The sequence below is a fragment of the Streptomyces atratus genome, assembly GCF_040655115.1.
Taxonomy (GTDB): Bacteria; Actinomycetota; Actinomycetes; order Streptomycetales; family Streptomycetaceae; genus Streptomyces; species Streptomyces atratus_D.
Genome location: NZ_JBFAJH010000004.1, coordinates 223,116 through 237,449 on the forward strand (window position 1 = coordinate 223,116; position 14,334 = coordinate 237,449).

Below are 14,334 nucleotides of genomic sequence, written 5' to 3' on the forward strand. Positions count from 1 at the left end.
CGGGTGAGTCCCGTTCAATGACTGTTGTGGGCTGTGCGGCGCCCGATGTGGGCGTGGCTGTCAGGTGCCTGATGCGCTGGCCGTTAGGAGTGGCGGCGCGGCCATCCGGCTGCGTCGAACACGGCGACGGGGTCGAGGTAGTCGCGCCAGTGGGTCACCTTGCGGTCCTTGACGGTCACGACCGAGACGAAGCGGTTGTCGTAGGGCCGGCCTGTCTGGACCGACGTGCCGTGCACTTCGTACTCCAGGACCACGACAGAGGTTTCGGGGTCTCGGTGGACGCGGAGGTTGTCGGCACTGCGCAGCTTCATGTAGTCGCCGTAGTCGCTGTAGAGGTCGATGATTCCCTGCCGTCCCTCGACTCGTTTGGGGTACCCCGGCACGGAGATCACGTACTCGAAGACCACGTCCTCGGCGAGGAGATCGAAGTAGTCCTCCCCGTCGGCCAGGCCGTCCAGGCCCTCCTTGATGATGCGGAAGAACGGGCTGTTCGCCCCGAAGGGAGCGTTGTCGCCGACGGTCTTGCTCATGATGCCTCCAGCGTCCAGGCGCGGGCGTTGCGCTCGGCGAACTCGCGGAAGGTGGTGGCCGGGCGGCCGGTGACCTTCTCGATGTCGCCGGTGGGTGTGGCGCCGTTGCCGGTGATGATGGCGCCGGTGAGCCAGCGCAGCATCACCGCGTAGTCGGCGGGGACGCCTGCGGCGAGCGCGCCGTTGATCCATGCCTCCTGGTCGATGTCGTTGTAGAAGACGGGGCGGCCACTTACGGAGGCGAGGGTGTCGGCGACCTCACGGAAGGTGAGGTCCTGCGGGCCGGTGAGCGAGTAGGTGGCCCCAGCGTGGGCTTCGGGGTCCAGCAGCGTCTGGGCCGCGACCGCCGCGATGTCGTTCGCGTCGACGAAAGCCTCCCTGCCGCCGTTGCTCGGGGCTGTGATCACCCCGTCGATGACCGGGAGGTGGTCGTCGGCGAAGTTCTGCATCACCCATGCGGGGCGCAGAACGGAATGCGTCATGGATCGCCGGGAGGCGAGGTCGGCCTCGATGGCCGCGATGTCGATCCCGGCCGGTGCCTGGTCGGCATTGTAGGTGCTCAGGAAAGTGACGTGGCGTACGCCGGACGTCTCGGCGAGGTCCAGGAAGTCGGCGACCTGGTCCGCGTACCTGAGGCGCATGACCGGTGTCACCAGGTAGAGGCGGTCGACGCCGGCTAGGGCGTCCGGATGAGTGGCCGGGTCGTCCCAGTCGAACCGGACGTCGGCTCCGCGGCGCGCGGCGGTACGGGGGGTGATGCCTCGGCGGGCGAGTGGGCCGGTCAGCAGCGAGCCGGTCCGGCCGGTGCCGCCCAGGATGAGTGCGGTAGGTGCTTCTTTGTTCATGGCTCCATGATCGAAGCCGTGGCCGAGACAATCCATGTGCGCTTCGCTCGACTTTTTACGCGAAGCTCTCGCGCCTTGACCCGCACGCTCGTCCTGCTCGACCATGATCTTATGGACGTGCTGTCTGATCATCTGGTGCGGGCGCGCGCCACCGGCGCGGTGTTCGCGCGGACGGTCGCCGAACCACCGTGGGGACTTCGGCTGGGCGGCTCGATCCAGCTCGCCGTGCACACCGTCGTCCGCGGACGGGCCTACCTCTGGCTGGACACCCCCGGCCAGCCGGTGGAACTCACACCGGGAACCGTTGCGCTGGTACGCGGCGGGCCGAATCACTACATCGGGCACGAGCCGGGCACCAACTGCCTGGAACCCGAGGAGTTCCGGGCACGCCACGCCCAGGCAGGCCCCAACAACAACCCGCAGGCCACGGTATTCCTCTGCGGCGCCTACCAGTTCTCCGGCGATGTCGGCAGCGGACTGCTCGACGCACTACCCCAGGTCATGACCCTCGCGGCGGCGATCGACGATCCCCTGCGGGAGGTGATCACCCTGCTGTCCCGCGAGCTGGTCCAAACCGAACCCGCCCAGCAGATCGTGCTCGACCGCCTCCTGGACCTGCTTCTCGTGCTCGCCATCCGCAGCGACTTCCGCCGCAGCATGACCGCACCACGCTGGTACCGGGCCTCCGCAGATCCCCGGCTGGGCGCCGCGCTGCAAGCCATGCACGAAAACGCCGCCCACCCATGGACGGTCCCCGAACTCGCCGCGATCAGCGGCCTGTCCCGCGCCGCCTTCGCACGAACCTTCCGCGAAGCACTCGGCCAAGCCCCCATGCAGTACCTGACCGAATGGCGCATGACACTCGCCCGCGACCACCTGCGCGCCGACGACCTCACCCTCGCCCAGATCGCCGACGCCGTCGGCTACGGCTCGCCCTTCGCGTTCGCGGCCGCCTTCCGCCGCCACCACGGACACCCGCCAGGAAACTGGCGCCAGAGGGAACAAGCAGCAGCAGACACGCCACCGCTCACCACCACGCACCCCGGCTCGTGAGGCACTGCGGACGCGACACCGACGGCAGCCCGAGATCGCCCCCGCACAGCTGGGCCACCGCACTGACGGGCGCATCCACTCCCGAGACGTCCTGAGTGACGTCATCCCCTACGGCGATGGTCGGCAGGGACATCTCCCACCGAGCCATACCGAAGCCGGCGCCGCCCTGTCGGGAGGGAGCCCGCCAGCCTGCGCGATCCCACGCGACGCCGATCGCTTCCAGGAAGTCCAGCCAGACGATCATTGAGTAGGCGTAGCGGCGCCAAGTACCCGGCTCCGCGTCCACCATGGCCCCTTTGCGGAAGAAGAGACTGATTCGCCAGTCGGGCCTCCCGGTAGGCGAAAGAATGACCGGGGCTCCGTGCCTAGCCCCATTCGCTATCGCTCTGGCAGATATGTCACCGAACCGATGCAAATCTGGGTAATCCGTAGCGGGAGACGGAATGGTCAGATCGTAGAAGTCGACGGTCCAGTGCCCCGAGTTCACGCGTGTCAGCTCCGCCGATCGCCGCCGCTGCCGCTGCCGTGCGTGAGCTCCACGAGGAGACCGCACTCGATGTTCCCGAGGACCGGGTGACGGTCTTCGCGATGCTCCACGACGTGGCTGCCGGCATCAACCGCGTGACCATGGCCGCCCTCGTGTCGGTGCGGGACGCGAGCCCCCGGTAGACCGAGCCCCATCGGATCAGCGCCTGGCAGTGGACCGGTCTCGACGCCCTGCCGGGACCGCTCTTCGTTCCGTCGGCACAGATCCTCACGGCCTGGCGCCCCGGTCCGGACGTCGACCATCCCCCACGCACCGCCTGGACATCAGGACCGCCGCGCCTCGTAACCTAGTCCTCTTAATCATTTGCCTAGGAGTTTTAGGCACGTTTAGCGTCCTCGGCATGAAGGCCGTGAGTGAACAGGACATCCGGGCGTCGTTCGTCAATTGCTCGAAGGGGGAGGCGAGGCGCCTGCCGATGCCACGCGATCTTGCCGAGCAGCCTTGGGACGACCTGGACTTCTTGGGGTGGCGCGATCTCTCCGCGCCGGGTCGCAGCTACATCGTCACCGAGCACGACGGCGAACTGACCGGCATCAGCCTCCGGTACCCCTCCCAGCAGCGGGGGTTCCTGCACCGCAGCATGTGCTCGCTCTGCCTCACCACGCACCCGGGCAGCGGTGTCTCCCTGATGACCGCCCGCAAGACGGGCTCGGCCGGGCGGGAGGGGAATTCGGTCGGCGTGTACATCTGCACCGATCTCGCCTGTTCGCTGTACGTACGCGGGAGGAAGGTCCCGGCCCCCGGCGGCCGCTTCAAGGAATCGCTGACGCTGGAGCAGCAGGTGGAACGCACCAGGACCAACCTCGCCGCGTTCCTGCGCACGCTCTTCGACTGACAGCCTCCGCCGCGACAGGGAGTGTGCTCCCGACGCTCTGCGACTCCACTTGCCGCGTTGTCGTCAGTCACCGACGCTCGGCGTCGACTCCCTCCTCCGCCTTACGGTGCACGACTTCCGGCCCTCGCCGGGCGACACGGTGAAGCCGCGTACACAGGACAGCCGCAGCAGGGCCCTCCGTACCGTGCCCTTCCTCCTACGCGGGCGTCGTGAAGGAGTTCCCGACCGCGCCGAAGAACAGCTTCTTCGTCGCCAACGCCTCGTCATCGCCCGGAGGACCGGCAGCGACGCCCTCGGTGCGTTCCTCGTCGACACCGGCGGCACGCATCGGAAGGACGTGGCACGGCTGCTCCGGCAGCGGCCGGCACAACCGCAACCGTCACCGACATCAGCGGGACCCGCTCCGCGGTCGGATCCGGTCCCACCTCTGGGTTCGGTCCGGCCAAGACCTTCAATGTGACGACGACCTCGCTGCGCAGCCGGCTCCAGGCGGGCCGCCGATGCGACGGCGGCGCCCCTGGACCTGTCGCGGATCACGACACCGCGAGGAAACGGCTACGGCCTTGAGACCGACAGTACAGGTCACGATCACGGCGGAGCATGAGCCGGTCAGTCTCGTCTACAGTCCTGTAGACGATAGTGCTGCGACCGGGCTGCGGGCCCCGACAGAAGGAGTCGACTGCCGTGACGGAACTCATGCAACGCCGCGTCCTGGTCGTCGAGGACGACCACGGGCTGCGCGACGTGCTCGCCCGCGGACTGCGCGAGGAGAACTTCGCCGTCGTGACCGCCGCCAGCGGAGCAGGCGCCCTGCGCACCCTCGACGACCAGGTGGATGCCGTCGTCCTCGACATCGGACTGCCCGACTCGGACGGCCGGGACGTGTGCCAGGCCATGCGTTCGGCGGGGCTGCAGGCCCCGGTGGTCTTCCTCACCGCGCACGACACGCTCACCGACCGGCTCTCGGGCTTCTCCGCGGGCGGCGACGACTACCTCGCCAAACCCTTCCACCTGGCGGAACTGGCCGCCCGGATCCGCGCGGCACTGCGCCGCGCCGGACCGGACCCCGTGGTCGAGCTGGCGGAGCTCCGGCTCGATCCCGTACGCCACCTCCTGGAGGTGCACGGCAAGCCGGTGGCACTCACCCCCACCGAGTTCCGCCTGCTGGCGGCACTGATGGCGGCGCCCGGAACCACCGTACGCAGACGGGACCTGCTGCGGGCGGCCTGGCCCGACGGGGCTCAGGTCAGCGACAACACGCTGGACCAGTACCTGACCCGGCTGCGCCGGAAGCTGCGCGAGGCGGACAGCCCACAGGAGATCAGTACGGTACGAGGTGTCGGGTACCGACTGATATGAAATGGTTCCGCCTCACCGGACGACTCCGCGCCGCGCTGCCCCGCACTCTGCGGGGCCGCCTCGCCCTGCTCGCCCTGGCCTCCGCCACGGCCTGGGTCGCCGCGCTCACCGTCGCGTTCAACATCGTTCTCGCCGGACGGCTGAGCAGCCAGGCCGCCGACCTGCTGCAGACCCGCGCCGCGGCGGTGGCCGCCACCGTCGAGGCGCGCCCGGACGGCAGCATCGTCGTCAACGAACCGGCCGACGACCGTGCCCTGGATGTCGGCACGTGGATCTACCGCGGCGGCGCAGCCGTCGAACGGCCGAGCGCGCCCGCCGCCCTCCAGCGGCAGGCGGACGGGCTCACCGGCCAGGGCATCAGATACCAGGAGTCGGGCGGCAGGAACGCCTCCCGGCTGTACGCCCTGCCGGTGCGCGTCGGCAACCGGCAGACCGGCACCGTTGTCGTCGCCGTCTCGCTCGACCCGTACCGCAGCACCGCCCGCGCCGCCCTCGCCGGCTCGGCAGTCCTCGGGCTGCTGCTCCTGGCCGGGGTCTACCTGCTCACCCGCACCATCGTCGGGCGGGCCCTGCGCCCGGTCACCGAAATGAGCTCCCGGGCCGCCCGCTGGAGTGAGCTCGGCGCCGCCGAACGCTTCGGCACCGGCCACCGCCCGGACGAGCTCGCCTCGCTCGCCACCAACCTCGACGAGCTCCTGGACCGGCTGGCCGCCGTACTGCGCCACGAACAGCTTCAGACCGCCGAGCTCTCGCACGAGCTGCGCACCCCACTGGCCCGCATCGTGGCCGAGACCGACTGGCTCACCGCCCGGCCACGGGACGCGGCCGGACAGCACGCCTCCCACGAGGCGATCGCTGCCGCCGCCACGAGCATGCGGCACATCTGCGACACCCTGCTGTCCGAAGCCCGCGCCCGCACCGAGCAGTCGCCCGGCCGCTGCCGACTGCCCGAATGGGCCCATCACGTGGCCGAGCAGTACGCGCGGCAGCACCCCGACGCCCCGCCGCTGTCCGTACGGGGCGGCGCCGCCGTCACCGCAGGGGTCTCCCCCGCGCTCGTGGAACGCATGCTCATGCCGCTGCTCGACAATGCCCGCCGCTACGCCGCCACCGCCGTCACCCTGACGTACACCCAGACCCCGGACGGTGTCGAGCTCGCCGTGACCGACGACGGCCCGGGTGTGCCCGCGGAGACCGGCCCGGAGGTCTTCGAGCCGGGCCGTCGCGCCGACCCGGACGACGGTCATGACGGGGCCGGCCTCGGGCTGGCCCTCGCCCGGCGGCTGGCCCGCGCGTCCGGCGGCGACATCGAGTGGGATCCGGCCGCCGCCGGAGCGCGGTTCGTGGTCAGCCTCCCGACGGGCTGACGGGAGCGGGGGTCGCGTCCCGTCGGGTCACCGTCAGATAGCTGACCAGGGCCAGGATCAGGACGAGGAAGATCGCGCTGGTGCCGACCGTACCGAGGCCGAGACCGCCGTCGGCGCGCGCCTGAGAGAGATAGTCGCCGAACGAGGCGCCGAGCGGGCGGGTGAGGATGTACGCGATCCAGAACGCCGGGACGGCGGCGAGGCCGAGCCCGTAGTGGGCGGCGGCCACGGCGGCGATGAGCACGGCGAACAGCACTGCGGACACCCAGTACCCGAGGTCCATCCGCTCCGCCGTGAGGTCACCCGCCGAGGTGCCGAGAGCGAACGTGAAAAGGATCGCCGCCCAGTAGAACGCCTCACGGCGGGCGGTGCGAATGGAGTGGATGGAGAGCGTCCGCTCGCTCGCGTACCAGGCGGCGAACACCGCGACGAGCGCCACGGCGAAGACGGCCGTCGTCGTCTCCAGGGCCACCCCGAAATTGTCCGTGAGGTTGTCGCTCACCAGCGTGCCGACCACGCTGATCAGCACCACGGCGAGCCAGTAGAGCCCGGGGACGTACTTCTTGGCCCGGAACTGGAACCAGAGCGTGCCGATCAGCAGCACGGCCATGACCAGCGATGTGTTCGTCAGCCCCAGACCGAGGTTTTCGTTGAGGAGATCGGCGGCGGTCTCGCCCACCGTCGTGCACAGCACCTTGATCACCCAGAAGTACACCGTGACTTCGGGGACCTTGTTCAGCATCTGCCGAGCCCCGGCGCGTACCGGATACGCAGCTGTTTCATTCGTCATAAGCGGTGAGGCTGGCACGGCGAACCTGAACACATCCTGACTGCTTCTCTGCGGCCGGCCCCGGTTCGCCCACACCCGCTGTCGGGCCCCGCGCGGAAGACGTGAGCTCGGGCCGGATGTCGAGGTCCTGCGCCGGTTCGGCCTGACCGTCCTCGGGCCGGTCGGCGGCGCGGCGTTCGGCACCGGCGGCGGCGCGTGTGCGCGCTCCGGATTCTGGCGCCCTCAGCTCGCGCCGCCGGATGTGAAGGTGACAGGCAGGCGCTCGGGGCCGCGCAGTCCGCCCGGCCGCCAGCGCAGCTCGCCGGGCGGCACGGCCAGCGCGAGGCCCGGGAGGCGGCGCAGGGCGGTTCCGATGGCGATCTGACCCTCCAGCCTGGCCAGCGGTGCACCCAGGCAGTAGTGGATGCCGTGCCCGAACGCAAGGTGGGCGGTGTCCCGCCGGGTGATGTCCAGCCGGTCCGGATCGAAGAACCGTGCCGGGTCCCGGTTCGCGATGGCGGAGGCGATCAGCACGGTCGCGCCGCATGGGATGTTCACGCCCGCGATCTCGACGTCCTCGCGCGCGAACCGGGCGATGCCGGGGTTGACCGGTCCGTCGTAGCGCAGGAATTCCTCGATCGCGCCCGGCAGCAGCGCCGGATCGTCCCGCAGCATCTCGAGCTGACCGGGGTTGGCGAGCAGCGCCGTGATACCGCTGCCGATCAGGTTGACGGTGGTGATGTATCCCGCCACCAGCAGCAGGAACGTCATGGCGATCAGCTCGTCCTCGTTCAGCTGCTGCTCCTCGTCCCTGGCGGTGATCAGCGCGCTGAGCAGATCATCCCCGGGCCGGGCCCGTTTGGCTTCCAGGAGCTTGGTCAGGTAGGAGTGCATCCGCTGCCAGGACTCGTTCACCAGCGCCGAGTCCGGAGGCTCCGCCCCTCTCAGGAGCATGTCGTCGGTCCATCGCTGGAAGTCGTACCGGTCCTCCACGGGCACACCGAGCAGTTCGCTGATCACGGTGACCGGCAGCGGAAGCGCGAAGTCCGCGACGAGTTCGGCCCGTCCGGCGGGTACGACCGCGTCGAGCAGCCGGTCGCTGATCTCCTGGATACGGGGCCGCAGCTCGGCCACTCTGCGCGCCGTGAACGCCTTCGAGACCAGACGGCGCAGGCGGGTGTGGTCGGGCGGGTCCGAGCGAAGCATGTTGCTGATCATCGACTCGCGTTCCGTCGCGGGCAGCTGCCGCAGCAGCTGGGGATCCGAGGCGTCGCGGACGTCGCTGCTCAACCGGGGGTCCGCCAGGGCCGCGAGACCGTCGTCGTACCGCGTGACCAGCCATGCCTCCAGGCCTCCGGCGATCACGGCACGGCGCACCGGGCCTTCCTCGCGCAGCTGGCGGAAGAGCGGGAAGGGATCCGCGACGAAGGCCGGGTCGGTGTACGGCAGAAGGACCGGTTGCTGACTCATGATGCCTCCGGGGATACGTTGCACCCTTTTAGTGCGAACTTGTCAGGACTGAGGGTATATGTCCCCATGTAGCTGACCCGGGGACGCCACCGAGGGGAACGGTTGCCATGGAACGGACCACGTGCTGTGTGGTGGGCGGCGGCCCCGCCGGTATGGTTCTCGGGCTGTTGCTGGCCCGGGCGGGGGTGGCGGTCACGGTCCTGGAGAAGCACGGAGACTTCCTGCGCGACTTCCGCGGTGACACGGTGCATCCGTCCACCCTGGCGCTGCTGGAGGACCTGGGGCTGGCCGCTCGGTTCGGCCGACTGCCGCAGCGTCGGGTGACGACGGTCCAGCTGCCGCTCGGCCCGGACCGTTCGCTGGTCACCGTCGGAAACATCGGCGCGCTGCGAGGCACGTACAACTACATCGCCATGGTGCCGCAGTGGGATCTGCTGAACCTCCTCGTGGACGAGGCCGCGCGGGAGCCGTCCTTCTCCATACGGATGAACACCGAGGCGACCGCCTTCGTGAGGGAGCGCGGACGGGTCACGGGGGTCCGGTACCGCACGTCCGACGGCCGCACCGGCGAGCTGCGGGCCACCCTCACCGTGGCCTGCGACGGCCGGGGCTCACTGGCCAGGTCCTTGCCGGAACTGGGACTGCGGAAGTTCACCTGCCCGATGGACGCCTGGTGGTTCCGGCTGCCGCGGAGGGAGGGCGATCCGCGCGGGCTCGTGGGAGGCGTCGGCGAGCGGTTCCTCACCGTCATGATCGACCGCGGGGACTACTGGCAGTGCGCCGCACTGATCCCCAAGGGAACCGACACCCAGCGCCGCGCCGCCGGCCTCGACCGGTTCATGGGCGAATTCACATCCGCCGTCCCCTGGCTCGCGGACCGGGTGCACGCGCTCGGGTCGTGGGACGACGTGAAGCTGCTCGACGTACAGCTCGACCGCCTCCGGCGCTGGCACCGTCCCGGACTGCTGTGCATCGGCGACGCGGCACACGCGATGTCACCGGTCTTCGGCATCGGCATCAACCTCGCCGTCGAGGACGCGGTGGCCGCCGCCCGGTATCTCGTCGAACCGCTGCGCGCGGGCGCGGTCGGCCTGCGGACCGTACGCCGCGTCCAGTGCCGCCGCTGGCCGACCACCGCCGCGACGCAGGCCCTGCAGCGCTTCGCCCACACGAACGTCATCGAACCGGTCCTGTCGGGCCGCCCGGCGTTCGGCGACCCGAAGCGCGCCCAGCGGCTGAGCGAGCTCATCACGACCTCACGGTGGCTGAACCGCCTGCCGGCATACTTCCTCGCCTACGGCGCCCTGCGCGAGCGCCCACCGGCCGCGTCGGTGCGCTGAGCCGGTTGCCTGCGTCGGCGGAGCCGGCACGACACCCACCCCGGTTCGGGGGCGACGGCACCGGATCAGGCACATTCCGACGTCCGGTGACTCCGCGGCATTGCTGCCGATCTGCGACGAGGACGGCCGGCGGAGACGGTGGACCACGGGGACGTCCCGGAGCCGTCCGAACCCTGCGCAACAGCCCCGTCCACCGCTGGAACCGTCCGGCAAACGGCGCCGCGCGGGGCAAGTCCGCATGTGGCTGCGAAGGACAGCGCCCGATGACCGCCGACGCGTCGAGCACACGCATGCCGACGCGCCGTCCACAGCCGGCCGGTCCTCCGACCGGTGCCCCACCGAGGCGTCAGGCGCGCGCCCTACGGGCCGACATCCATGCGTAGACCAGTACGCCCGCGAAGAGGAACAGCACGCCCTGATAGACGGCGGCGTAGCCGGAGCCCGCCAGGAGCCACATGGAGAAGCCGAAGGCGGCCAGCGCGAGCACGGCGTCACGGGCGAGGCGAGCCGGGCGGACCCGGTCGCGCTGCCCCGAGGCAAGGAAGTACAGCTGGGCCGCCGTCGCCAGGAGATACGGGACGGTCGCGGTGAAGGTCGTGACCAGCACCAGGATCTCGAACACCCGGGCCGTCCCGGCCATGTAGTTGTAGACAGTCAGCAGCGAGGCGAGGACGACCGTGACGATCACGCCGAAGGTCGACACGCCCCGCCGCTTCACCGCGAAGCGTTCCGGGAACAGCCCGTCCCGGGCGGCGGCGTACGCGGTCTGGGCGCTGAGCAGCGTCCAGCCGTTGAGCGCTCCCACGATCGATACCAGCGCCGCGCAGGCGACCGCCGCGCCGCCCCACGTGCCGCCGAACATGACGTTGACGGCGTCGGTGAACGGGGCGCTGGAGGTGAGCAGCTTGTCGTGCGGGACGGTACCGAAGACGGCGAGAGTGCCCAGCAGGTACACCAGCGCGGCGCCGAGCGTGCCCAGGACGGTCGCCCGCCCGACGTTGCGGCGCGGGTTGCGCACCTCACCCGCGCTGACCGCCGCCGACTCGACGCCGAGGTAGCTGAAGAGCAGGATCGCGGCAGACGCGGAGACCGCGCCGAGTGCGCCACCTTCCGTGGCCCGGAAGGGACCGAGGTTGTCCGGGTCGAAGAAGATCAGCCCGCCGATCGCAACCAGCAGCAAAGGCACGAACTTCAGCACGGTGGAGACGAGTTGCACCGCGCCGACATAACGGGTCCCGGCGAGGTTGGAGAGAGCCGGCAGCCACTGCACGACGAGTGCGGCGGTCATCATCAGCCACGGCGAGTCGTGCAGAGGCAGCAGCACGTCCAGGTAGCCCACGGCGGTGACGGCGAGCGCCGCGTTGCTCACCCAGGAGGTGATCCAGTACGACCAGGCGGCCAGGAAGCCCGCGAAATCGCCGAAGGCTTCGCGCACGTAGACGTACGGCCCACCGGTGCGCGGGTCGCGCTGCGCGAGCCGCCCGAAGACGAGGGCGAGCGCGATGGCGCCGACGGTGAGCACACCGAAGGCGACGAGGCTGATGGTGCCGTACGGGGCAACCGACACGGGGAGCAGGAAGATGCCGCCGCCGATGATGTTGCCCATGACCAGCGCGGTGGCGACCGGAAGCCCGAAGCGCCGGGCGTGCCGGCTGCCCCCTTCCCGCTCCCGGGACGGAATGTGCCCCGTCTGGGCAGAGGAAGGGCCTTGGGTCGATGCCGGAGCGGGGGTACCCGGGGCCGGAGCCGATTGCGAGACGGTTCCGGTGTCGTGCATGGGGATGGTGCGCCTTTCATCGTGCTGGGTACCGTTGCCTGCCCCGCGGGGCAGCGCCACGGCCCCCGGCCCGTGCAGCGGCGGCCCAGCGTGCGGGCGCACGCCTGCTGCGGGGAACCTCCGGGGAATCCATTCCATGTTCAGTTATCGGACACCGCATACCAAATCGACGGCGAATCTTCACCGAAGTGCGGGACGCGACCATAAATCGGACGGAACTGGGCCCATGTGACCGCGCATCCTTCTCCACAGTCCGGCCAGGGTCCTGTCGGTGTGCTCGCCCGCGGCGGGAACGGCACCCATACGCGGGACGGTGCCGGCCAGATCCACGGGGGGATGGGGCAGGAGCGCGGCCACCGCCACTCCCCCGGGGATCCGTACGTCCCCGCCAACGACCGCGGGCTCAGCCGTTCGGTGGGAAGCGGGCTCCCGCGGACGCAGTGCGCCGGCGGCGCGAACCGAAGGGCCGGGTCGACCCAAGGCGTGGCGCGGGCCGGTGGCCCTGCGGTCGATCGTGCCGGGTGCCCATGGCGAGGCCCGGCCCCGGTACGGAGCAGCCGGCGGGGTACGCCGGCTGTCACGGCAGATCGGTGCGGTCCAGCCAGATCGGTCGCACCGGCACCCCGTCCGTATATCGCTCCACCGGCGGCGACGAGGTCGGTGGCTGCACCGCGTCCGCAGGCTCCGGTTCAACCTCGAGGGTGACCGTTCGGCGTGGCGGTGCAGCGCTGTCGTCCAGCAGCTCCGCCACCGTGAATCGAGTGCTGAAGGACTGCCAGGCGCCGTCGATCACCAGAAGGTAGCCGTCGCCTTCCCGGAAGAGCCGACGCCGCTTCGGACTCCTGGGATGCTCCGGCATATGGCGCCGGGCACGCCGCTCCAGCTCCAGCAGAGCCTCGTCGCGCGTACCCTCCATGTGCGCCAGCACGCAGGCCTCGGTGTGCTTGCGCTCACCCACGCCCACAGTCGTCTCGATGACCAGTCCCCAGGTCGCCATGCGCCCCGCCCCTTCCCGTTCGGATCAAAAACAGCCCAGGAGTCGCGGCGGGGCGGAGGGCCCGCCCGGCAAGGACACCTCGATCGACAACACCCGGGCCGTCAGGCCGGTTTGCGGACAGCGATCCGGCAACGGTGTGTTGCGGTCAGGTCCCGGCTCCGGACGGATCCGCCACCCCGGTTCGGCGGCGCGCGTGTCCCGCCTGCCCCGTTTACCTCAGCGCGTCCAGGAGAACACGCTCGCGCTCCGTGCTCAGACCGGCCCGGCGGGGTCGGTCCAGACCCTCTTTCCGCTCCCAACGCAGCGTGTCCGCCAGCAGTTGGGCCCGGGGCCGATGCCGCAGCCCGGCCCCGCTCGCCGCGGCACCGTTGCGGGCGCTGAAGCCGGCCCAGTCCGGGTCGGCCATCCACATCGCGAGAGACTCCGGGCCCATGAACTGACCCACCTCCTGCCCGAGCAGCCAGTCGGGGTCGGCCTCCACCACCGGCCCGGTGTGCCCGCCGATCTCCCGCGACAGTGCGACCCACTCCGCGAAGGGCACAATCGGGCCGACCGCGTTGTACGTTCCGGTCGTCCCCTTCTCCGCACAGTCGAGCAGCCACGCCGCGAGGTCCCGCGCGTCGACTGCCTGCGTCGGTATGCCGGAGGAAGCCGGCACCAGCAGCGGCGCCAGCGGGTCGCGCGCCGCGCGGCTGACCCAGTACCCGGTGCGGCCGCTGTGGTCGCCCGGGCCGCCGATCAGTCCGGCCCGCGCGATGAGGAGCCGGTCACCCACCGCGGCCGTCGAGGCGTCCTCGCAGGCCACCTTGGCCTCCCCGTACTCCTCGCGGTCGACCTCGTCCCCCTCGGCCGCCGGGAGCCGTTCCGCCGACTCGTCCGCGTCCGGCTCTGCGTGGGAGGCGTACGCGCTGACCGACGACACGTACGACCAGTGGCCTGCCCGCTCGCCGAGCGCCGCCAGCGCCCCACGGACGAAACCCGGCTGCCACGACACCTCGACCACGGCGTCCCAGTCCCGGCCCGTCAGTCTTTCGTATGCCGACGGGTCACGCCGGTCCGCGGCGACCAGCGCCGCGCCTTCGGCCACTTCGCCGCTCTCTCCGCGGGCCAGGCAGCTCACCCGATGCCCGCGTTCCAGTGCCTGCCGCGAGACCTCGCGGCCCACCCACGCCGTTCCACCCAGTACCAAGATCTCCATCAGCCCACTCAAACACGGACTATGAGCCTGCGTTGCCCTGCTTCGCCGAGAGCGAAGCGGCCCGCCGGCCGACCCGAGCCACTCGCGCGGATGTGTGATCATCGTGCCGTTGTCCGAATTATTAAGCATTGCGCCTGTTACCCGATTTACGTGGCGCGATGACAGGGCGCAGGGCAGGGCCCCACAGTGCACCGAGGGCCGGAAAGGGCTTGCCGCCGAACGCGGCCGGGATGAGTGCCACTCCCAG

Annotated in this window: 15 protein-coding genes; 6 read left to right on the forward strand and 9 right to left on the reverse strand. The window is 70.5% G+C overall.

The features are described 5' to 3' along the window. Positions 1–83: 83 nt before the first annotated feature. Together AB0I23_RS07885 and AB0I23_RS07890 are read right to left on the reverse strand one after the other, a co-directional pair. Complete coding sequence (locus AB0I23_RS07885; protein WP_359107848.1) at positions 84–530, reverse strand: nuclear transport factor 2 family protein; 447 nt, start codon at positions 528–530, stop codon at positions 84–86. Beyond that, positions 527–1,375, reverse strand: a complete 849-nt coding sequence (locus AB0I23_RS07890) for an NmrA family NAD(P)-binding protein (protein ID WP_359107850.1) — start codon at positions 1,373–1,375, stop codon at positions 527–529. The genes AB0I23_RS07885 and AB0I23_RS07890 overlap by 4 nt, the downstream gene beginning before the upstream one ends. Positions 1,376–1,450: 75 nt before the next feature. On the opposite strand from AB0I23_RS07890, the gene AB0I23_RS07895 reads away from it, so the two are divergent. Then, positions 1,451–2,428 (forward strand): AraC family transcriptional regulator, encoded by a 978-nt coding sequence (locus AB0I23_RS07895; protein WP_359107852.1) that lies wholly within the window; start codon positions 1,451–1,453, stop codon positions 2,426–2,428. Here AB0I23_RS07895 and AB0I23_RS07900 read toward each other — a convergent pair. After that, positions 2,403–2,717, reverse strand: coding sequence for a hypothetical protein (locus AB0I23_RS07900; protein ID WP_359107854.1), 315 nt, complete (start codon positions 2,715–2,717; stop codon positions 2,403–2,405). The two genes, AB0I23_RS07895 and AB0I23_RS07900, sit on opposite strands and share 26 nt — an antisense overlap. A gap of 200 nt (positions 2,718–2,917) precedes the next feature. On the opposite strand from AB0I23_RS07900, the gene AB0I23_RS07905 reads away from it, so the two are divergent. Further along, positions 2,918–3,097, forward strand: a complete 180-nt coding sequence (locus AB0I23_RS07905) for a hypothetical protein (protein WP_359107856.1) — start codon at positions 2,918–2,920, stop codon at positions 3,095–3,097. 218 nt (positions 3,098–3,315) lie between these two features. Then, positions 3,316–3,810 (forward strand): FBP domain-containing protein, encoded by a 495-nt coding sequence (locus AB0I23_RS07910; RefSeq protein ID WP_359107858.1) that lies wholly within the window; start codon positions 3,316–3,318, stop codon positions 3,808–3,810. 196 nt (positions 3,811–4,006) lie between these two features. Here AB0I23_RS07910 and AB0I23_RS07915 read toward each other — a convergent pair whose 3' ends face one another. Then, entirely contained in the window at positions 4,007–4,138 is a 132-nt protein-coding gene (locus AB0I23_RS07915; protein WP_359107860.1) for a hypothetical protein, read from the reverse strand. A 368-nt stretch (positions 4,139–4,506) separates the two neighbouring features. On the opposite strand from AB0I23_RS07915, the gene AB0I23_RS07920 reads away from it, so the two are divergent. Further along, entirely contained in the window at positions 4,507–5,169 is a 663-nt protein-coding gene (locus AB0I23_RS07920; RefSeq protein ID WP_359108033.1) for a response regulator transcription factor, read from the forward strand. Next, positions 5,166–6,536 carry a sensor histidine kinase gene (locus AB0I23_RS07925; RefSeq protein ID WP_359107862.1) on the forward strand — a complete coding sequence of 457 codons (1,371 nt, stop codon included), beginning with the start codon at positions 5,166–5,168 and terminating at the stop codon, positions 6,534–6,536. The genes AB0I23_RS07920 and AB0I23_RS07925 overlap by 4 nt, the downstream gene beginning before the upstream one ends. Here AB0I23_RS07925 and AB0I23_RS07930 read toward each other — a convergent pair. Then, positions 6,517–7,326, reverse strand: coding sequence for a COG4705 family protein (locus AB0I23_RS07930; protein ID WP_359107864.1), 810 nt, complete (start codon positions 7,324–7,326; stop codon positions 6,517–6,519). The genes AB0I23_RS07925 and AB0I23_RS07930 overlap by 20 nt on opposite strands. 222 nt (positions 7,327–7,548) lie before the next feature. Then, positions 7,549–8,775 carry a cytochrome P450 family protein gene (locus AB0I23_RS07935; RefSeq protein ID WP_359107866.1) on the reverse strand — a complete coding sequence of 409 codons (1,227 nt, stop codon included), beginning with the start codon at positions 8,773–8,775 and terminating at the stop codon, positions 7,549–7,551. A gap of 107 nt (positions 8,776–8,882) precedes the next feature. On the opposite strand from AB0I23_RS07935, the gene AB0I23_RS07940 reads away from it, so the two are divergent. Beyond that, a complete protein-coding gene (locus AB0I23_RS07940) occupies positions 8,883–10,115 on the forward strand; it encodes an FAD-dependent oxidoreductase (RefSeq protein ID WP_359107867.1) in 1,233 nt (410 codons plus the stop codon). Between the two features lie 346 nt (positions 10,116–10,461). Here the strand turns inward: AB0I23_RS07940 and AB0I23_RS07945 are convergent, their stop codons facing one another. The 3 genes from AB0I23_RS07945 to AB0I23_RS07960 form a co-directional block, all read right to left on the reverse strand. Beyond that, a complete protein-coding gene (locus tag AB0I23_RS07945) occupies positions 10,462–11,892 on the reverse strand; it encodes an amino acid permease (protein ID WP_359107869.1) in 1,431 nt (476 codons plus the stop codon). 577 nt (positions 11,893–12,469) lie between these two features. Then, on the reverse strand, positions 12,470–12,889 hold the full coding sequence (locus tag AB0I23_RS07955; RefSeq protein ID WP_359107871.1) for a hypothetical protein: 420 nt from the start codon (positions 12,887–12,889) through the stop codon (positions 12,470–12,472). Between the two features lie 211 nt (positions 12,890–13,100). After that, positions 13,101–14,087 (reverse strand): NAD-dependent epimerase/dehydratase family protein, encoded by a 987-nt coding sequence (locus AB0I23_RS07960; protein ID WP_359107873.1) that lies wholly within the window; start codon positions 14,085–14,087, stop codon positions 13,101–13,103. Between the last annotated feature and the right edge of the window lie 247 nt (positions 14,088–14,334).